The organism is Rhodoferax sp. (genome assembly GCF_030653815.1).
Taxonomy (GTDB): domain Bacteria; phylum Pseudomonadota; class Gammaproteobacteria; order Burkholderiales; family Burkholderiaceae_C; genus Rhodoferax.
On sequence record NZ_JAURYQ010000019.1, the window covers coordinates 19,057 to 38,863 of the forward strand.

Annotated in this window: 15 protein-coding genes; 8 read left to right on the plus strand and 7 right to left on the minus strand. The window is 61.2% G+C overall.

Annotated features, from left to right (window positions below):
• Positions 1 to 6: 6 nt before the first annotated feature.
• Positions 7 to 1,446, plus strand: coding sequence for a metalloprotease PmbA (gene pmbA / locus Q7U49_RS06895; protein ID WP_304763412.1), 1,440 nt, complete (start codon positions 7 to 9; stop codon positions 1,444 to 1,446).
• On the opposite strand, the gene Q7U49_RS06900 is transcribed toward pmbA, so the two are convergent.
• The 4 genes from Q7U49_RS06900 to Q7U49_RS06915 form a co-directional block, all read right to left on the minus strand.
• Positions 1,443 to 2,201 (minus strand): amino acid ABC transporter ATP-binding protein, encoded by a 759-nt coding sequence (locus Q7U49_RS06900; protein ID WP_304763413.1) that lies wholly within the window; start codon positions 2,199 to 2,201, stop codon positions 1,443 to 1,445. The two genes, pmbA and Q7U49_RS06900, sit on opposite strands and share 4 nt — an antisense overlap.
• 77 nt (positions 2,202 to 2,278) lie before the next feature.
• Complete coding sequence (locus tag Q7U49_RS06905) at positions 2,279 to 3,382, minus strand: amino acid ABC transporter permease (protein WP_304763414.1); 1,104 nt, start codon at positions 3,380 to 3,382, stop codon at positions 2,279 to 2,281.
• A gap of 12 nt (positions 3,383 to 3,394) precedes the next feature.
• Positions 3,395 to 4,570 (minus strand): amino acid ABC transporter permease, encoded by a 1,176-nt coding sequence (locus tag Q7U49_RS06910; protein WP_304763415.1) that lies wholly within the window; start codon positions 4,568 to 4,570, stop codon positions 3,395 to 3,397.
• Positions 4,571 to 4,654: 84 nt separating this feature from the next.
• Positions 4,655 to 5,683 (minus strand): amino acid ABC transporter substrate-binding protein, encoded by a 1,029-nt coding sequence (locus Q7U49_RS06915; protein WP_304763472.1) that lies wholly within the window; start codon positions 5,681 to 5,683, stop codon positions 4,655 to 4,657.
• Positions 5,684 to 5,944: 261 nt separating this feature from the next.
• Here Q7U49_RS06915 and Q7U49_RS06920 point away from each other — a divergent pair, with 261 nt between their 5' ends.
• Entirely contained in the window at positions 5,945 to 6,811 is an 867-nt protein-coding gene (locus tag Q7U49_RS06920; protein WP_304763416.1) for an ion transporter, read from the plus strand.
• A 28-nt stretch (positions 6,812 to 6,839) separates the two neighbouring features.
• Positions 6,840 to 8,030 carry a serine hydrolase gene (locus Q7U49_RS06925; RefSeq protein ID WP_304763417.1) on the plus strand — a complete coding sequence of 397 codons (1,191 nt, stop codon included), beginning with the start codon at positions 6,840 to 6,842 and terminating at the stop codon, positions 8,028 to 8,030.
• 12 nt (positions 8,031 to 8,042) lie between these two features.
• Here the strand turns inward: Q7U49_RS06925 and Q7U49_RS06930 are convergent, their stop codons facing one another.
• Positions 8,043 to 8,552: a bacteriohemerythrin gene (locus tag Q7U49_RS06930; protein ID WP_304763419.1), complete on the minus strand. Its 510-nt coding sequence runs from the start codon at positions 8,550 to 8,552 to the stop codon at positions 8,043 to 8,045.
• 213 nt (positions 8,553 to 8,765) lie between these two features.
• On the opposite strand from Q7U49_RS06930, the gene Q7U49_RS06935 reads away from it, so the two are divergent.
• The 5 genes from Q7U49_RS06935 to Q7U49_RS06955 all read left to right on the plus strand — a co-directional run bounded on the left by Q7U49_RS06935 (position 8,766) and on the right by Q7U49_RS06955 (position 13,768).
• The gene (locus Q7U49_RS06935) at positions 8,766 to 9,350 is read left to right on the plus strand and encodes a 2-oxoacid:acceptor oxidoreductase family protein (protein ID WP_304763421.1); all 585 of its coding nucleotides are present in this window, start codon (positions 8,766 to 8,768) and stop codon (positions 9,348 to 9,350) included.
• Complete coding sequence (locus Q7U49_RS06940) at positions 9,343 to 10,596, plus strand: transketolase C-terminal domain-containing protein (RefSeq protein WP_304763422.1); 1,254 nt, start codon at positions 9,343 to 9,345, stop codon at positions 10,594 to 10,596. The genes Q7U49_RS06935 and Q7U49_RS06940 overlap by 8 nt, the downstream gene beginning before the upstream one ends.
• Positions 10,597 to 10,622: 26 nt before the next feature.
• Positions 10,623 to 11,615: a thiamine pyrophosphate-dependent enzyme gene (locus Q7U49_RS06945; RefSeq protein WP_304763424.1), complete on the plus strand. Its 993-nt coding sequence runs from the start codon at positions 10,623 to 10,625 to the stop codon at positions 11,613 to 11,615.
• A 2-nt stretch (positions 11,616 to 11,617) separates the two neighbouring features.
• A complete protein-coding gene (locus Q7U49_RS06950) occupies positions 11,618 to 13,243 on the plus strand; it encodes an NAD(P)-binding protein (RefSeq protein ID WP_304763426.1) in 1,626 nt (541 codons plus the stop codon).
• A gap of 81 nt (positions 13,244 to 13,324) precedes the next feature.
• Positions 13,325 to 13,768 (plus strand): universal stress protein, encoded by a 444-nt coding sequence (locus Q7U49_RS06955; RefSeq protein ID WP_304763428.1) that lies wholly within the window; start codon positions 13,325 to 13,327, stop codon positions 13,766 to 13,768.
• On the opposite strand, the gene Q7U49_RS06960 is transcribed toward Q7U49_RS06955, so the two are convergent.
• Both Q7U49_RS06960 and Q7U49_RS06965 read right to left on the minus strand, forming a co-directional pair.
• Positions 13,769 to 16,675, minus strand: a complete 2,907-nt coding sequence (locus Q7U49_RS06960; protein ID WP_304763430.1) for an adenosylcobalamin-dependent ribonucleoside-diphosphate reductase — start codon at positions 16,673 to 16,675, stop codon at positions 13,769 to 13,771.
• 313 nt (positions 16,676 to 16,988) lie between these two features.
• Positions 16,989 to 19,805, minus strand: a complete 2,817-nt coding sequence (locus Q7U49_RS06965) for a nitrate reductase (protein ID WP_304763432.1) — start codon at positions 19,803 to 19,805, stop codon at positions 16,989 to 16,991.
• Between the last annotated feature and the right edge of the window lie 2 nt (positions 19,806 to 19,807).

The window sequence follows — 19,807 nt, forward strand, 5'->3', positions numbered from 1 at the left end:
CGCGCTATGAACAAATCCAACACGCCCAAGCGCGCCACCCAGCCAAGCCGTGCCGCTACTTCTGCTTCCGCAAAAACCGCCGATTCCCCGGCTGACGGCTTCAGTTACAGCCGCTCTTTTTTTGAAGACCTGGTTGATTCGGCCTTGGCCCACGCCAAAAAATTGGGTGCCACCGATGCTGCGGCGCACGCCTCGGAAGGCTGCGGCCTGAGCGTTTCGGCGCGCTTGGGTGAGCTCGAAAACGTGGAGAGAAACCGCGACAAGTCCCTTGGCATCACCGTGCACCTGGGTCAGCGTCGCGGCAACGCCAGCACCTCCGACTTTTCCCAGGCAGCCATCCAGCAAACGGTGCAGGCCGCTTTTGACATCGCCCGTTTTACCGCCGAAGACCCGTTTGCCGCACTGCCGGACGAAGCCGATATTGCCCGGCCGCAGGAGCAACGTACCGATCTGGAACTGTTCTTCCCCTGGGCCATCACCAGCGAGCAGGCGGCGCACATTGCACTGCAGGCTGAAGCGGCTGCCTTTGCCGTGGACAAGCGCATCCGCAACAGCGAGGGCGCTGGCGTGTCGGCCCAGCAGTCGCATTTCTTCAGCGCAAACACCCACGGTTTTCGCGGCGGTTATGCCAGCTCGCGCCATTCGCTGTCGGTGTCGCCGATCGCGGGCAAGGGCGATGACATGCAGCGTGATGCCTGGTACAGCTCGCAGCGCGATGCCGCCGAGTTGGCCAGTCCGCAAGCGGTGGGGCGTTATGCCGCCGAGCGCGCCTTGAGCCGGCTGCGCGCCCGCAAGATCGCCACCACCGAATGCCCGGTGCTGTTCGAGTCGCCGCTGGCGGCCGGCCTGTTGGGCAGTTTTGTGCAGGCGGTCAGCGGTGGCGCCCTGTACCGCAAGAGCAGCTTTTTGCTTGACAGCCTGGGCAAACCGGTTTTCCCCAAGCACATTGACATTCTGGAAGACCCGTTCGTCAAGCGCGGTAAGGGCAGCTCGCCCTTTGACGACGAAGGTGTGCGCGTGCAGGCGCGCAGCGTGGTCGAGGCGGGCAAGGTGCAGGGCTACTTTCTGGGCAGCTACTCGGCGCGCAAACTGGGCATGAAGACCACGGGCAACGCCGGTGGCTCGCACAACCTGACGCTCACCTCGCGCCTGACCCGCGCCGGTGACGACCTGGACGCCATGTTGCAGCGCCTGGGCACGGGCCTGTTTGTGACCGAATTGATGGGCAGCGGCGTCAACTATGTGACCGGCGACTATTCGCGCGGGGCCAGCGGCTTCTGGGTGGAAAACGGCCGCATTGCCTTTCCCGTCCATGAGATCACCATTGCCGGCAACATGAAAGCCATGCTCAAGGGCATTGTGGCGGTGGGTGCGGACGCCTACAACTACGGCGCCAAAACCGTGGGCTCGATTCTTGTCAACAAGATGAAGGTGGCGGGGAGTTAATGCCCCAGGATTTTTGACAAAAAGTCCTTGCTGCGCTCGCTTTCCGGGTTGTTGAAGAAGTCATGCGGGTTGTTTTGCTCGACGATCTGGCCCTGGTCCATGAAGATCACGCGGTCGGCCACGGCCTTGGCAAAGCCCATTTCGTGGGTCACGCAGAGCATGGTGATGCCTTCATCGGCCATGGCAATCATCACGTCAAGCACTTCCTTGATCATCTCGGGGTCGAGCGCGCTGGTGGGTTCGTCAAACAGCATGATCTTGGGCTTGAGACACAGCGCGCGCGCAATGGCCACGCGCTGTTGCTGACCGCCCGAGAGTTGCAACGGGTACTTATGGGCCTGTTCGGCAATGCGCACCCGGTTGAGCTGCACCATGGCTTTTTCTTCGGCGTCTTTTTTGGGCATCTTTCCGACCCACATCGGTGACAGCGTCAGGTTTTCCAGCACCGTGAGGTGCGGGAACAGGTTGAACTGCTGGAACACCATACCGACTTCCTTGCGCACCGCGTCGATGGCCTTGACGTCGTCGGTAAGCTCGATGCCGTCGACCGTCAGGTGGCCCTGCTGGTGTTCCTCAAGCCGGTTGATGCAGCGGATCAGGGTGGACTTGCCCGAGCCCGACGGCCCGCAGATGACGATGCGCTCGCCCTTGGCGACCGAGAGGTCGATGTCGCGCAGCACATGGAAGTTGTTGCCATACCACTTGTTGACCTTGTCGAAGGTGATGATGGGGGAGGGTGTTTTGATGTCAGCCATGATGATGTTCGGTTAAATTTTTAATCAGTTGAGGACAGAGCTTGCTCACTTCGTTTCGCTGCGGTCTGTCCCGCAAGTTATCTCAACTTGCTCTTGTTGACCTGCTTCTCGACCCAGTGGCTGTAGCGCGACATGGAGAAGCAGAAAACAAAATAGATCAATGCAATGAAGACGTAGCCCTCGATCGAGAAGGGCCGCCAGTTGGAGTCCGAGTTGAGCGCCAGGCTCATGGCACCCGTCAGCTCGTACAGACTCACAATGGTCACCAGTGAGGTGTCCTTGAAGGTCGAGATGAAGTTGTTCATGATGCCCGGCACCACCATGGCCAGGGCTTGTGGCAGCACGATCTTGCGCTGGGTTTGCCAGTAGGACAGGCCCAGCGTGGCTGCCGCCTCCACTTGTCCCTTGGGCACCGCCTGCAAGCCGCCGCGGATCACCTCGGCTGAATAGGCCGCAGCAAACAGCGTGATGCCCACCAGCACCCGCACCAGCACGTCGATGGTGACGCCCGGCGGCATGAACAGCGGGAACATGAACGAGGCCATGAACAGCACCGAGATCAGCGGCACGCCGCGAATCAGCTCGACATATATGGTGCAAAAACTGCGAATGGCGGGCAGGTTGGAGCGCCTACCCAGCGCAATGAGCAGCGCCAGCGGAAATGACATCACCAGCGACAGGGAAGCCAGCAAAATGGTCAGTGGCAGGCCACCCCAGCGGTCGGTCTCGACCTTGGTCAAGCCCAGTGTGTTGCCATACATGAGCGCAAAAAATGCTGCCAGTACCACCAACCACAACAGCGGTAGCCAGGCGCGCCAGAACATGCGCATGCAGCTCGCCACCAGCAAGCCGGTCAGCAGCAGGGTGGCAATGAGCGGTCGCCATTGTTCTTCAAACGGATAGCGGCCAAAAATGATGATGCGGTATTTTTCGGTGATCACACCCCAGCAGGCACCCACGCCATCGACACGGCAGGCGTCATAGTCAGCGACCCAGACCGCCTTGAAAATGGCCCAATTCAGAACTTGCGGGACCAGCCAGAGCAGCACTGCACCAATCAGCAAGGTGGCCAGCGTCGTCTTCCAGTCGCCCAGCAAGTTGGCCTTGACCCAGGCCACCGGGCCTTCGGTGTTGACCGGGGCGGGGCGCGCTGCGATGGGTTGAAAAGTTGTGGTGTTCATGGTGTCTTCCTTTCAACGTTCCTTGATGGCGGCGCGGCTGTTGTACCAGTTCATCAACAGGGATGTGCCCAGCGATGTGATCAGGTACACCAACATCACGATGGCAATGCATTCCACTGCGCGGCCGGTCTGGTTGAGCGCGGTGTTGGCAATCGACACCACATCGGGGTAGCCAATGGCCACTGCCAGTGACGAATTTTTAGTCAGGTTCAAATATTGGTTGGTCAGAGGCGGAATGATCACGCGCAGGGCTTGCGGCAGCATCACCAAGCGCATTTCCTGCTTACGGTTCAGGCCAAGGGCCGAGGCAGCCTCGCCCTGGCCACGCGCCACCGATGAAATGCCGCCGCGCACCACCTCGGCAATGAAGGCTGCGGTGTAAAGCGACAGGCCCATCAAGACGGCCAGGAACTCCGGCGTCAGGGCACCGCCGTTTTCAATTGAAAAGTCGCCTTTGAAAGGGCGGTTGAAATCGGTGGGCGCACCACCCAGCGCCCAACCCGCCACGCTGGCCAGCAGGACAATCAACAGTGGCAGCAGCACCATGCTGCGGGCTTGGCCAGTGGCCTCAAATTGCCGGACCGCCCAGCGCCGGTAGGCCCAGCCCAGCAACAAGCCGGGCAGCAGCCCATAAGCCGCCCAAAGCTGGCCGGTGCCCCACACCGGAATGGGGTAGTTCAGGCCACCCTTGCTCAGAAAGAGGGGGCCCACGGTCCAGGCATCAGTTGCAGCGGGCAGAACCTCGGTCAGGATCACGTACCACATCAGCAGTTGCAGCAGCACCGGGATGTTGCGGAAGAATTCCACATAGGCCAGGCACAGACCGCGCACCAAGGCGTTGCGCGAGAAGCGGCCCACGCCCAGCAGGGTGCCAAGGATGGTCGCCAGGATGATGCCGAGCACGGCCACGCGCAGCGTGTTGGTGACCCCGACCAGAAAGGCGCGCCAGTAGGGTTCGCCCGAGTCAAAGGGGTACAGGCTTTCGCCAATGTCAAAGCCGGCCGCCTGGTTCAGAAAGTCAAAACCACTTTGGATCCCGCGCACCCGCATGTTTTCCAGCGTGTTGTGCGCCAGAAACCAGGCCACACCCGCGATGGCCGTGATGGCGATCAGTTGGTAGATCAGGCCCCGAAAGGCTTGGCTGCGCCAGGACCAGTTATTTTTTTTGGGAGGAGTTTGTGGTGTCATGGTGCTTGGCATCCATCAAAAAAAGCGCCGCGAGATTCGCTTGTGGCGATATCAGGCGGCGCTTCTCGGGCTGGCAGGGTGGGTTTAACGGACCGGGTAGGCGTACATCAGGCCGCCCTTGTTCCACTGGTTGTTGACACCCCGGGGCAAACCCAGGGCTGACTTGGGACCCACATTGCGTTCGAAAATTTCACCGTAGTTGCCGGTCGCCTTGACCGCGTTGGCCATCCAGTCCTTGCTCAGTCCGAGCAACTTGCCGGTGTCTTCCGAGACACCCAGGATACGGGTGACCACGGGGTCCTTGCTGGCGGTTTTCAGGCTGTCCACATTGGCCTGGGTGATGCCGTACTCTTCGGCTTCGAGCAGACCGTAGATCGTCCATTTGACAATGGCAAACCACTCGTCGTCACCGCGGCGCACGACGGGCCCGAGGGGCTCTTTGGAAATCAGCTCCGGCAGGATGACGTGATCAGCCGGCACCTTGGCCACCTTGTTGCGGGTCGAGGCCAGGCCGGAGGCGTCGGTGGTGTAGGCAATGCAGCGGCCGGTGAAATAGGCGTTTTCCGCCGCTTCGAGCTTTTCAAACACCACCGGTTTGATGTTCAAACCATTGGCCTTGGAATAGTCGGTCATGTTTTTCTCGGTTGTGGTGCCAGACTGCACACACACCGTTTGGCCCTTGAGCTGCTTGGCGCTCTTGATCTTGCTCTTGACCGGGACCATGAAACCCTGGCCGTCGTAATAGGTGGTGACCGTGGAATGCAGACCCAGTGAGGCGTCGCGGGTCAGGGTAAAGGTGGTGTTGCGCGACAGCACGTCAATTTCGCCAGACTGCAAGGCGGTAAAGCGTTGTTGCGCGTTCAGCGGTACATATTTGACTTTCTCGGGGTCGCCCAAGGTGGCAGCGGCGATGGCGCGACAAATATCGATGTCCAGCCCCGTCCACTTGCCGTTGGAGTCAGCAGCGCCGAAACCAGCCAGGCCGGTGTTCACGCCACAGACCACTTGGCCGCGGGCCTTGATGCCGTCCAGCGTTTTGCCAGCATGTGCCGGAATTGCCGCCAGCGTGCCCAGTACCGCTGCAACGACAGCCGCATTTTTTAGATTGCGCATTTCCATGTGTGATGACTCCAGTTAAAAAATAAAAACCTCATGATGTTGACCAAACCTGAGGGTCAATCAACAAGTTTTGCACTGTAGCAGTGCAGCAATTGCCGTGATATCCGGGTTTACGCTTGAGATTTATGCATTAAATGCATGATCCCATACGTTCAGTCCATTCATGAGCAAGGTTGAAAAAACCAAGCAGAAAACATGCCATGAAAGGTTCTGGGTGTCAAAATCCGAGCTGTCGAATCGACCCGCAGGACCCGGATGGCAAACTCAAAAACAGATGAACTCGGCAAACCGCTGACAGGCTGGCGCTTGCAGCTGTACACCATCATTTTCGAAGCGGATACCCGCGCCGGTCGCCGCTTTGACCAAGTGCTGATTGCGGTCATACTGGCCAGTGTGGCCGTGGTGGTGGCTGATAGCGTTGAGCACATCAATGTGCGTTTTCATGGGTGGTTGACGCTGGCCGAGTGGTTTTTCACGCTGGTGTTCACGATTGAATATGTCGCGCGCCTCATGTGCGTGCGTCACCCCTGGCGCTACGTCCTGAGCTTTTATGGTGTGGTGGACTTGCTGGCGGTGTTGCCCACCTACCTGGCGCTGCTGGTGCCGGAAGTCGGTGTGCTGGTCGACGTGCGCATCCTGCGGCTGCTGCGGGTGTTTCGGGTTTTCAAGTTGACGGCTTACGTGTCGGAATACCAGGTGCTGGGTCAGGCCTTGCGCGCCAGCCGGCGCAAGATCATGGTGTTTCTGACGGCGGTGTTGATGATTGTGCTGGTGGTGGGGACCTTGATGTACGTGGTCGAAGGCCCCGCCAACGGCTTTACCAGTATTCCCATCTCGGTGTATTGGGCCATCACCACCATGTCCACGGTGGGTTTTGGTGACATCACGCCCAAGACCGACCTGGGACGCTTGATTGCATCGGCCATGATGTTGCTGGGCTGGGGCACGCTGGCGGTGCCAACCGGCATCGTGACGGCCGAGATGACCTATGCACGACGGTCGCCTGTGACCACCCGGACCTGCCAGGAGTGCCTGACCGAGGGCCACATGCCCGATGCCAACTATTGCCGCCATTGTGGTGCCGGTCTGCCGACCTATGCGCATGATGTACCCGTGGCTTGAGGATTTTTATTTAAATACTGGAGATGTGATGACTTTGCACATGGTAGCCCCGGAGAAGGTGGGCCTGAGCCCGCAGCGATTGCAGCGGCTGATGGAAGTCCTGAAAAGCGAGACCGATAAAAAACGCCTGCCTGGTGCGGTGGCGGTGGTGGCGCGGCATGGCCAGGTGGCCTTGTTTGAAAGTGTGGGCCAGCTTAACCCGGCCACCGGCGTGGCCATGACGACGAACGCCCACTTTCGCATCTACTCCATGACCAAGCCGATTGTCTCGGTGGCGATCATGATGCTGATGGAAGAGGGTCGATTGCTGCTGAGCGACCCGGTGGCCAAGTTCTTGCCGGAATTTGCGGCGCAGCAGGTGGCCACGCTGGAGGTGGGTGCCGTGCAATTGCAGCCGGTCGGGCGTGCTGCCACCGTGCATGACTTGCTGCGCCACACCGCCGGCATGACCTATGAGTTTTTGGGCAGCAGCCCGGTGCAGCGCCAGTACAGCCAGTTGCGCATTGGCTCACGCGAACGCAGTCTGGCTGAATTCACCCAACAACTGGCGGCCCTGCCGCTGGTTTTTGAGCCCGGCAGCGCCTTTGAGTACAGCCGTGCCACCGACGTGCTGGGGCGCGTCATCGAGGTGATTTCGGGGCAGACACTGCAAGCTTTTTTGGGCGAGCGCATTTTCGAGCCGCTGGGCATGCACCATACCGCTTTTGCCGTGGCCGAGCAGCACCACGAGTTGATTGCCGAGCCCTTCGCACGCGACCCCGATGGCGGCGTGCAGATGCGCGTGATCGACGTCCGCGCCGACGCGGCGCTGGCCTCCGGTGGCGGGGGCTTGGCGTCCACGGCCATGGACTACGCCCGCTTTCTGCAGTTCATGTTGAACCGTGGCGAACTGGCCGGCGTGCGTCTGCTGGGCCCGCGCACAGTGGATTTCATGACCACGGACCATCTGGGAGACATACCGGTGTTCAGTGCGGGTTCGCGCTCGTTGCTACCTGCCGGGCACGGTTTTGGCCTGGGCTTTGCCGTGCGCAAACATCTTGGGGTGGCACCAGTCCCAGGTTCCGTGGGCACCTACTTTTGGGGCGGGCTGGCCGGCACCACTTTCTTTGTTGACCCGGCGCTGGACCTGTTTGGCATCTTGATGCTGCAGGCGCCAAACCAGCGCGAGTACTACCGCATGCTGTTTCGTGACCTGGTCTATGCCGCGCTGCTGGATTGACCGGGCGCTTTTTCAGGCCGCAACGGCCGTATCGACTGTCGCTGCTGCGCCGGTGGAGCAGGTGGCACCGCCGCAACCCTGAATGACTTCGCTTGGCAGGGCTCGGGGCAGGGTCACCTGGCCTGTCACCGGATCGAAGCCGACATTGCGCAAGTGCAGCGCCAGCGCGGCGTCCATGGCCTGGGCATGCATGGGAAACCAGGTGCCCAGTTCATCGGCCATTTGCCGTACCACGGCCAGCTCGCCTGCGCTGCCGCGTTTGTCGCCTTCGCGCAGCACTTGAAGCACTACCCTGTGCTGGCTGGTGTGGCAGTTGCTGGCGGCGAAACCCGTGCTTTGCATCCATCGGTCTTCACGTGCAAAGTGATCGTCGGTGTGCGCCACCAAGTCGCGCCACAGCGGCAGCAAGGCGTCGTCCGGGGCATGGACGACCTGCGCCAGCAGCGCCACAAATTCTTGGTGGGTGGTGTCCATCTCGGACAAGCCAAGCGCCAGTGAGTCGGTCCATTGCAATGCGGGCATCGATATATTCCTATAAAGAATTCATCATACCCAAGCAGCCACTTTTTCACCTTGACAAAAATCAGAATTCTGCGATGTGAAATTGATTTCCTTATCGCAGAAGAGTTTGATCCAAATCAACCATTCCGCTTGTCGTCGTATCATCATTCAGCCTGTTGAACAAAGGCCGCAGACACTTCGCCTGTTTGAGCCGCCAACACACGAGGAGACAACATGTTTCAGGTTCGCATTCACGGACGTGGCGGCCAAGGGGTCGTCACGGGTGCAGAGATGATGTCCATCGCTGCGTTTCAGGGGGGTCGGCATGCGCAGGCCTTCCCCAGTTTTGGATCCGAGCGCACGGGTGCTCCCGTGGTGGCGTTTTGCCGCATGGATGACAAGGAAATCCGGCTGCGTGAACCCATCATGCAACCCGATGCCATCATCATTCAGGATCCGACCCTTTTGCACCAGGTCGACGTCTTCAGCGGTCTTAAAAAGGACGGCTATATCCTGATCAACACCACGCGCAGCTTTGCCGAGCTGGGTTTGGGCGAGTTCGTCAAGGACTTCAAGCCGGAACACCTGCTGACGGTGCCAGCGTCCGAGCTGGCCATGAAGCATGTGGGGCGTGCCGTGCCCAACGTGCCTTTGCTGGGGGCCTTTGCGGCTCTGTGTGCGTTGATTTCACTCGAAGCCGTGCAAAGCGCCATTGATCAAAAGTTCAAGGGCGCGGTCGCTTTAGGCAACAAGGCCGCCGCCGAACAAGCTTACAACACCGCCATGCAACAGACCGCCCAGGAGACACACCATGCTTGAACAATGCGAAGGCTCGCATGCCGTAGCCAAGGCCGTGGCGCTGAGCCGCCCTGAGGTCATTTGTGCCTACCCCATTTCGCCGCAAACCCACATCGTCGAAGGCCTGGGGCAGATGGTGAAGTCGGGTGATCTGACGTCCTGCGAGTTTGTCAACGTCGAGTCGGAATTCGCCGCCCTGAGCGTGGCCATCGGCGCTTCTGCGGCGGGTGCACGCTCTTACACCGCCACGGCCAGCCAGGGCTTGTTGTTCATGGCCGAGGCGGTTTACAACGCTTCAGGTCTGGGCTTGCCGATTGTCATGACGGTGGCCAACCGCGCCATTGGCGCGCCCATCAACATCTGGAACGACCACACCGACAGCATGTCGATGCGCGATGCCGGCTGGCTGCAGATTTTTGCCGAAACCAACCAGGAAGCACTCGACCTGCACATCCAGGCTTTCAAGATTGCCGAGGAGCTGTCGCTGCCGGTGATGGTGTGCATGGACGGTTTTATTTTGACCCACGCCTACGAGCGGGTGGACATGCCCAGCCAGGAACAGGTGGACAAGTTTTTGCCGCCCTATGAGCCGCGCCAGGTGCTCGACCCCAACGACCCGGTCACCATTGGTGCCATGGTCGGCCCCGAGGCCTTTACCGAGGTGCGTTACCTGGCCCATGCCAAGCAAATGCAGGCACTTGACCTGATTCCGCAGATTGCCGCTGAGTTCAAACAGGAATTTGGCCGCGACTCGGGTGGCCTGATCAAGACCTACCAAACCGAAGACGCCGATACCATCGTGATTGCGCTGGGCTCAGTCCTGGGCACCATCAAGGACACCGTGGACGACCTGCGCGCCGAGGGCGTCAAAGTGGGTGTGCTCGGTATCACCTCGTACCGTCCGTTTCCCATTTCTGCCATTCGTGATGCCACCGCCCATGCCAAGCGCATTGTGGTCATCGAGAAATGTTTTGCCGTGGGCATTGGCGGTATTGTGTCGCGCGATGTGCGCAGTGCCGTGCGCAACCGCCCGCAGCCGGTGCTGACCGTGGTGGCTGGTTTGGGTGGGCGTCCCATCACCAAAACCTCGGTGCACCAGTTGTTGCTGGACGCCATTGCCGACAAGCTGGAATTGCTGACCTTTCTGGACCTGGACTGGGCGGTGGTCAACCGGGTGCTGGAACGCGAAAAATCGCAGCGTCGTTCCGGTCCGATCGCCGAGGGCATCCTGCGCGACATGGGCACGGCGTCGGCACCCGGCGCCTGATGTCCCACTGAACTGAAAGGATCATCATGGAACAGTCATTGGTCAAGTTTTACCAAACCGGCACCTTCACCGTCGGCAACCGCTTGCTCGCCCCCGAGCAACGCAGCCTGCAGTCGGGTGCGACGCGCAGCAATTCGCTCAACTCCGGTCACCGCGCCTGCCAAGGCTGCGGCGAGGCCCTGGGCGCACGTTATGCCATTGATGCCGCCATGGCGGCCACCAACGGCCAGTTGATCGCCGCCAATGCCACCGGTTGCCTGGAGGTGTTTTCCACGCCATACCCCGAAACCTCGTGGCAAATACCCTGGATCCACTCGCTGTTCGGCAACACCGCCGCCGTGGCCACCGGCATTGCGGCCGCCATGAAAGCCAAGGGCCGGACCGACGTGCGGGTGGTGGCGCAAGGCGGCGACGGTGGCACCACCGACATCGGCTTTGGCTGCTTGAGCGGCATGTTCGAGCGCAACGACGACGTGCTCTACATCTGCTATGACAACGAGGCCTACATGAACACCGGCGTGCAACGCTCCAGCGCCACGCCGCCGGCGGCACGCACGGCCACCACCATGGCCGTGGGGGAGCATCCAGGGAATGAATTTGGCCAGGGCAAAAATGTCCCGCAGATCGCCATGGCGCACGAGATCCCCTATGTGGCCACCGCCACCGTGGCTGATTTGCACGACCTGGAATACAAGGTGACCAAGGCCATGTCGATGCGCGGCGCGCGTTACATCCACATCTTTGTGCCTTGCCCGCTGGGTTGGGGTGCGGCCTCGCATGACACCATCAAGTTGTCGCGTCTGGCCGTGGAGAGTGGTGTTTTTCCGGTGTTCGAGGCTGAGCGCGGCGAGGTCACCGGCGTGCTCAAAATCCGCCGCCAGGTGCCGGTGGAAGACTACCTGAAGCCGCAAAAGCGCTTTGCGCATTTGTTTGGCAAAAAGCCCGATGTGGCCACGCTGGCGCGCTTGCAGGCGCGCGCCGATCGCAACATCCGCCGTTTTGGCCTGTTAGGGGAATGACCATGCAAAAACCTTTTGCCATCACACTCGATGTCGGCAGCTCGCTGGCCAACCATACCGGCTCCTGGCGCAACGAGCGCCCGGTGTATCTGAGCCGCAAACCCCCGTGCAACCACCAGTGCCCCGCCGGTGAAAACATCCAGGGCTGGCTGTTTCATGCCGAATCGGGCAACTACCAGGAAGCCTGGCGCACACTGGTCGAAGACAACCCGTTTCCCGCCATCATGGGTCGCGTCTGTTACCACACCTGCGAGGGTGCCTGTAACCGGGCACAGCTCGATTCGGCTGTGGGCATCAATTCAGTGGAACACTTTTTGGGTGATGAAGCCATCAAACAAGGCTGGCAGTTTCCCAAACCTGCCGCCAGTTCGGGTAAAAAAGTCATGGTGGTCGGCGCCGGACCTTCGGGCCTGTCGGCGGCTTACCAGTTGGCGCGGCTGGGCCATGCGGTCACCGTGATCGAGGCCGGGCCATTGCCGGGCGGCATGATGCGCTTTGGCATTCCGCAATACCGCCTGCCGCGCCAGGTACTTGACGCCGAGGTGCAGCGCATTGTTGATTTGGGTGTGCGCATTGAGTACAACACCAAGGTGGCCAACGTGCTGGAGGCCAAAGAGTCTGGCGGCTTTGATGCCGTGTTTCTGGCCGTGGGTGCGCACATTGCCAAACGGGCCTACATTCCGGCTGGTGATTCCGCCAAGGTGCTGGATGCGGTGTCGGTGCTGCGTTCCATGGAAGGTGAAGACAAACCCTTGCTGGGTCGGCGCGTGGTGGTGTATGGCGGCGGCAACACGGCCATTGACGTGGCGCGCACTGCCAAGCGGCTGGGCGCGACCGAGTCCATCATTGTCTACCGGCGCAACCGCGACAAGATGCCTGCGCATGATTTCGAGGTCGAAGAAGCGCTGCAAGAGGGCGTCATGATCAAATGGCTGTCCACCATCAAGCAAGCCGGTGAGTCGTCCATCACGGTCGAAAAAATGGCGCTGGACGACAAAGGTTTTCCGCAGCCGACCGGCGAGTTCGAAACGCTGGAAGCCGACTCGGTGGTGCTGGCGCTGGGCCAGGATGTGGATCTGTCACTGATCGATGGCGTGCCGGGCATGGCGGTGCAAGACGGGGTGGTGCAGGTGAATGCGCAGATGATGACGGGTCACGACGGTATTTTTGCCGGTGGCGACATGGTGCCTGCCGACCGCAACGCGACCGTGGCCATCGGGCACGGCAAGAAGGCCGCGCGCAACATTGATGCCTGGTTGCGCGGCACGGCTTATGTGCCGGTGCCCAAAACCGAAGTGGCCAGCTTCGATTTGCTCAACACCTGGTACTACAGCGATGCGCCCAAAACCATGCGACCGATGCTGGACATCATCCGCCGTCAGTCCACCTTTGAAGAAGTGCAGGGCGGTCTGGATGAAGGCAACGCGCTGTTTGAAGCGCGGCGCTGTCTGTCGTGTGGCAACTGTTTTGAATGTGACAACTGCTACGGTGTGTGTCCCGACAACGCGGTCATCAAGCTCGGCCCCGGCAAAGGCTTCGAGTTCAACTACGACTACTGCAAAGGCTGCGGCATTTGCGTCGCGGAATGTCCCTGTGGCTCGATCAAGATGGTGCCCGAAGACATTTGATTGATTTCATGCGTTTTATCAGGCCGTGCTCAACGATCTGGTTCAAAATGCGCTGGTAACTTTTCTTCTAAGGAGCAAGTCATGTTTAAGCATATTCTGGTCCCGGTTGACGGTTCAGAGACGGCACAAATGGCGGTTGGCAAGGCGACTGCACTGGCCAAGGCATTTGGCAGCCAGGTCACGGTGATCTATGTGATTGACCCGTATCCGTTTACTGGCGTGGGCACCGACTTTGCCTATGGTCAGGCCGAGTACTTGAGCGCCGCCACGGCCGAGGCCAATGAATCGGTCAAATTGGCCAAGCAGTCTTTTGCCGATGCCGGTTTGAACGTCGACACCTCGGTGGTCGAGGCCCACACCGCGTGGCGCGGCATTGTCGAGGCGGGTGAGTCATTGCAGGCCGACCTGATCGTGATGGGCTCACACGGCCGCAATGCGCTGGAGAAACTGGTGCTTGGCAGCGTGGCCCAGGCCGTGCTGTCGCACACCAAGCTTCCCGTGCTGGTGGTGCGCGACGCCAAATAATCAGCCGCACTGCCCCACATAGCCACAGGCGGTGCAGAAGTCGCAACCGTCCTTGTGGATCACGGTGGGGTTGCCGCACTCGGGGCAGGTTTTGCCAGCCATGGTCTTGCTGGCTTCGCGCGCCTCTGGCGTGTCGAGTACGCCCATGTCGCGCAGCGGATAACCCTCTTCATTCAGGATGCCCAGCATCGCGTAGCGGTGGATGATCAGGCGCGCAATATAGGCCACGGTCGACGGCCAGGTCTGCTGGCGTTTTTCACCGTTGGGCAGGCCCGGCACAAAGGCCATGAAGTGGCCCAGGGGTTCGGCGTAATTGAGCAGCTTGCGCAGTTTCATGCCGATCCAGGCCGGGTCGATCACCCGCATATCAAGTGACAGCAGGCGCGCCAGGCCGTCCATGGCCTTGGGGTAATTGCCGCTGAAGCCCACGGCACAAGGCCGTGTCACCATGTTGCCGTCGGGGCCGGCCAGGTTGACCTCCTTGAGGGTCACGGTGAAGTCTTCGCTGGTGGCCGGGTTGTTGACGTCAACGGCCCAGGCCAGGGTGCCGGATGGGCCGGTGATGGGTTCGTTGCGGCTGAACATGGCATCGATCACCGGGGTGTACACAGGTTTGCTGTCAGCGGGTTTTTTGCTGGACTGCGCAGCGATCTGCTCGCAGCGCCAGCGGATCACCGCGGCGGTGGCGGCGACCACGCCGGGGAACAGGCGTTTTTCACCGTGGGGCGGGAACGGCATCTCGAAGGCATGCTCTTCACTGACCGTGGCCAGGGCGTCGAGCTTGAGTTGCAGCCAGGCGGGGTCGTTGGCGCGCAAGTCCATTGACAGCGTCTTGGCCAGGGCGCCCAGGCCGCGCGGCTGCTCGGCACCATTGACCCACACTTCGAAAGGCTGCGGTGCGCCACCCTCGACCAGCGAGAGCTCACCGATGAACAGGGCAAAGTCGCCAAACGGATGGTGCACCATGAAGGTCCAGGCCGGGTTGCCGCCCGGCAGGTCGGGACGGCCAGGCCAGCGCAGGCTTGAGAGCACAGGCGCCGGCAGCCGGTCCAGCAACAAGCGCTGGTTGGCGCCGTCAATTTGCAGCGGCTTGGCGCCACTGGGCGCAGGGTTGGAGGGCGTCACGCTCAGCACTGAACCCAACACCGAGTTGGGTCGGTAGGTGGCCAGGCCCTTCAGACCCGATTGCCAGGCTTGGGTGTACAGACCCTGGAAGTCGGCATAAGGGTAGTCGGCTGGCACATTGACAGTTTTGGAAATGGCCGTGTCGATGAAGGGCGCCACCGCCGCCACCATTTCTTCGTGGGCCTGCGCACTCATCTCCAGCGCGGTGACAAAGGCGTCGGTCAGGGGCGCATCGGCGCCGAACAGGTGGCGGTACAGGCGCCAGGCGTGGTCTTCTACCGCATATTCCTTGAAGCCGCCGTCGGGCATGCGTTTCTTGCGGTTGTAGGTCCAGCTGAAAGCGGGCTCGATGCCATTGCTGGCGTTGTCGGCAAAAGCCAGGCTGATGGTGCCGGTGGGCGCAATCGACAGCAGGTGTGAATTGCGCAGACCGTGCTTGTGAATGCGCTTTTTCAGGTCGACGGGCAAGCGCGACGCAAAGTTCTGGCCGCTCAGGTAGAGGTCGGCGTTGAACAGCGGAAAGGCACCGCGCTCTTGCGCCAGCTCGTTGGAAGCCAGGTAGGCGGTGTCGCGCATCAATTCTGAAATTTGCCGTGCCATGTCGCGCGCGGCGGGCGTGTCGTAGCGCAAGTTGAGCATCACCAGCGCATCGCCCAAGCCGGTATAGCCCAGGCCAACGCGGCGCTTGGAAGCGGCTTCCTGTTGCTGCTGCGGCAGTGGCCAGACGGTCGCGTCAAGCACGTTGTCGAGCATGCGCACGGCCACTTTGGCGACTTCGGCGAAGGCCTTGCGGTCAAAACTGGCCGACTCGGTGAACGGCTCCCGGATGAAGCGGGTCAGGTCGATCGAGCCCAGGCAGCAGCAGCCGTAAGGTGGCAGCGGTTGCTCGGCGCAGGGGTTGGTGCTGGCAATGGTTTCGCAATACGACAGGTTGTTGTCGCGGTTCATCTGGTCCAGAAACAACACGCCGGGCTCGGCGTGGTCGTAGGTGGAGCGCATGATCTGGTCCCACAGCACGCGCGCCTTGAGCTTGCGGTAGACCCAGACCCCTTTGTCCTCGTCGTGGTAGGCCCCGGCTTCTTTTTGTGGGACGCCGGGCTCGGCCTTGTGCACCAGGCAAAAGTCACCATCGGCTTGCACCGCGTTCATGAATTCATCAGACACACCGACCGAGATGTTGAAGTTCTTCAGGTCGCCTTGGTCCTTGGCGTGGATGAACTCCTCGATGTCGGGGTGGTCGCAGCGCAGCACGCCCATTTGGGCACCGCGCCGGGCGCCAGCCGACTCGACTGTTTCACAGGACCGGTCAAACACGCGCATGTAGCTCACGGGTCCGGAGGCGCTGCTTTGGGTGCTGCCAACCCAGGCGCCACGTGGACGGATACGGGAAAAGTCGTAACCCACACCGCCACCACGACGCATGGTTTCCGCGGCCTCGGTCAGTGCTGTGTAGATGCCGGGGTGACCGTCTTCAACGTGGGCAATCGAGTCGCCCACGGGTTGCACAAAACAGTTGATGAGAGTGGCTGCCAGGTCAGTGCCGGCCGCCGACTGGATGCGCCCGGCCGGTAAAAAGCCGGCTTCCAGCGTGTCAAGGAAGCGGGCCTCCCAGTGGGCTTGCTGTTCGGGTGCTTCGACCTTGGCCAGCGCGCGCGCCACACGCTGGTTGACGTCGGCTATGCTTTTTTCAGTGCCTTTGCTGTATTTCTCGATCAACACTTCGATGCTGATGGGCTGAACCTGCAAGGCGGTCAAATTGGGGGTGGTGGTGTGTTGTGTCATGCTTTCTTTCCTGAAAAACGAGTCGCCATGGTATTCGGCTGAAGCCCCAGTTTCGTTGATCCAGAACAAAAATGGCGGCCTAAATAAAAATAAATAAACGCTATACCTAGTGTATGTACTTATATTATTGCCCAGATATAGTGTATTTGCCGGTCAGCTGTGATGTCAATACAGTGAGCCCGAATGATGAAAGACAGGCGTCACTGTGAGCCTGCTGTAGCCGGTCAGTTACCGCGTACAGACGGCGCGCAGCCTCCTGGTGGGAGCGGCGCCCTCGCCGCGATGCTGTCAACCTGGGCAAGAGCTTCGAACTTCAGGCATGTTTTGCAATCATGCGCTGTAGTTGCGGTAGGCAGGAACCGCAGTTGGTGCCGCATTTCAGGCTGGCCTGCAGTGATGCCAAACGCTGCACTGGCGCTGCGGCACTTTGTGCCAGATGTTCGGCAATGGCAAGATCGGTCACGTTGAAGCAGGCGCACACCTGCTGCCCACGCGACACCACGGGCACCGGCGGCGTGGCACCTGGAATCAGCAGTGCCCGGCCATAGGAATGGGCGGGCAGGGCATCCTTGAGCAAAGTGGTGATCCAGTGCTGGGCGCGGGTGTCGCCGGCCAGCATGAAACCTTCCAGCACGGTTTGGGTGTCGGTCTCGACCAGTCGGGCCACCCGCTGCTGGCCGCGCTTGGGGTCGGAGTAGCGCAGTGCATCCGGACCCTGGAGCTGCAAGAGTTGTTCAATCTGCTCCAGCAGGCCCTGCGCCGGTGCGGCATGGCGTGCGGCGCGAAACAGCAGGCCGCTACGCTCACCCTGGCTGCTGTTGGCCGCGCTGGCAAACGGGACACAGGTGGCAAAGTCAAATTGCGCCATCAGTTTTTGCAGTGCACGCCGGGCGGCGATTCCTTGCGAATCCGGCAGCCAGGCCACGGCCAGAAGCTGCCAGGGCAGTTCGGCTTTGAGGATTTTGACGGGCGTATGTTTGAACTCGGGTTGTTTTGAATCCGGGCAAAAAACACCGCTGGTCAGCGCATTGACCCCGGCCAGGCGTTCACCCTGGGCGCTTTGGCCGCTCAGGAATTCCTCGCCCCAGTGCATGGCTATGAAGGCCTGATTCAAGCCGATCTCGTGGCTGGCCTGGGCCGGCACCAGCACCGAGCCGCGCACGCTGGTGAGGTGGACCAGGTCGCCGTCCTCGAGCTGGCGCTGCGCCATGTCTTGCGGGTGCAATTGCACACAGGGTTCGCTGACATGACCAAACAGCTGGCCCAGCGTCCCGGTGCGGCTCATGCCGTGCCACTGGTCGCGCAGGCGGCCGGTGGTAAGCGCAAACGGGTAACGCGCACTGCGCGGTTCGGCAACCGGCTGGTAAGCCACGCTGATGAAACGCGCCTTGCCGTCAGCGGTTGGGAAAATACCGTCCTCATAAAGCCGTGCCCGGCCCTGGGTTTGGCCTTGTGGCATGGGCCATTGTTGGGGTGACTCTTCCAGCAGGGCGTAACGCATGCCCGTGATGTCGAGGTCTCGGCCACGCGTGGATTCGCGATGCTCCAGCCAAATCGCTTCCGGCGTGCTGTAGGGGAAGAGGGGGGTCAAGCCCGCCTGGGTCAGTGTGCGCTGCGGCTTCAGCAACACTTCGAGGCGCTGGGCAAAGTCGGTGGCAATGTGCCAGTCGTGGCGCGACTCACCGGCGGCTGGCACCGCAGCGCGGACGCGGCTGATGCAGCGCTCGCTGTTGGTGACCGTGCCTTCTTTTTCACCCCAGGTGCTGGCTGGCAGCAGCAGGTCGGCATAGGTGCAGGTGGCGGTGCTGGCGTAGGCTTCCTGCACCACCACAAACTCGGAGCGCGCCAAAGCCCGGCGCACCAGGGTCTGGTTGGGCATGGACTGTGCCGGGTTGGTGCAGGCAATCCACAAGGCCTTGATCTCGCCGTCAGCGGCGGCCTGGAACATTTCCACCGCCGTTTTTCCGGGCTGCCCGGGGACACTTGGCACACCCCATAGCGCGGCAATTTCAGCGCGATCGTCGGCATTATTCAGGTCACGGTGGCCACTGAGCAGGTTTGCCATGCCGCCCACTTCACGCCCGCCCATGGCGTTGGGCTGGCCAGTGAGTGAAAACGGTCCGGCACCCGCTTTGCCGATTTGCCCAGTGGCCAGATGCAGGTTGATGAGCGAGGTGTTTTTGGCGGTGCCGCTGCTGGACTGGTTCAAGCCCTGGCAGTACAGACTCAGCGTCGGTGTGCGGGCCTGACCGCTGGCCGAAATGCCGGCAAACAGGCGGGTGGCTTCAAGCAGCGCCGCCTGGCTGATGCCGCAGGTGCGCGCCACCAGCTCTGGGGTGCAGTCGCGCACCAAGGCTTTGAGCGCATCAAAACCGTTGGTATGGGCGGCCATGTACGCGGCATCAAGCCAGCCCTCCCACAGCATCAGGTGCAGCATGCCGTGGTGCAGCATGACATCGGTGCCGGGCTGAATTTGCAGGAACAGGTCCGCCATGTCCGCGGTGTCGGTGCGACGCGGGTCGACCACCACGATCTTCAGGGTCGGATTGGCGCGGCGGGCGTCTTCGATGCGCCTGAACAGAATCGGGTGGGCGTAAGCGGTGTTGCTGCCGGTGATGAACAGGGTGCCAGCGTGCTGGACGTCGTCATAACACGCGGGTGGTGCGTCCATGCCCAGGCTTTGCTTGTAGCCCGCCACGGCGCTGCTCATGCACAGGCGCGAATTGCTGTCGATGTTGTTGCTGCCGATCAGGCCCTTGGCGAGCTTGTTGAAGACGTAATAGTCCTCGGTCAGCAGTTGGCCCGAGATGTAAAAGCCCACGGCGTCGGGGCCGTGTTGTTGGATGATGCCGGCAAAACGGCTGGCTGCCTGGTCAAGCGCGCTGTCCCAACTGATGCGTTGCGCCGGCGCGCCGCGCTGGCTGCGCTGCATCGGGGAAAGCAATCTTGCCTGGGCCGTGATGTCGGCTGTGGCCGTGAGGTGCAGGCTGGACCCCTTGGTGCACAGGCGCCCGAAGTTGGCCGGATGGTCCTGGTCGCCACGCACGCCGGTGATCTGGTTGCCGCGGGACTCAATGATCACGCCGCAACCGACGCCGCAATACGGACAGGTGGACCGGGTGTCTGTCATGG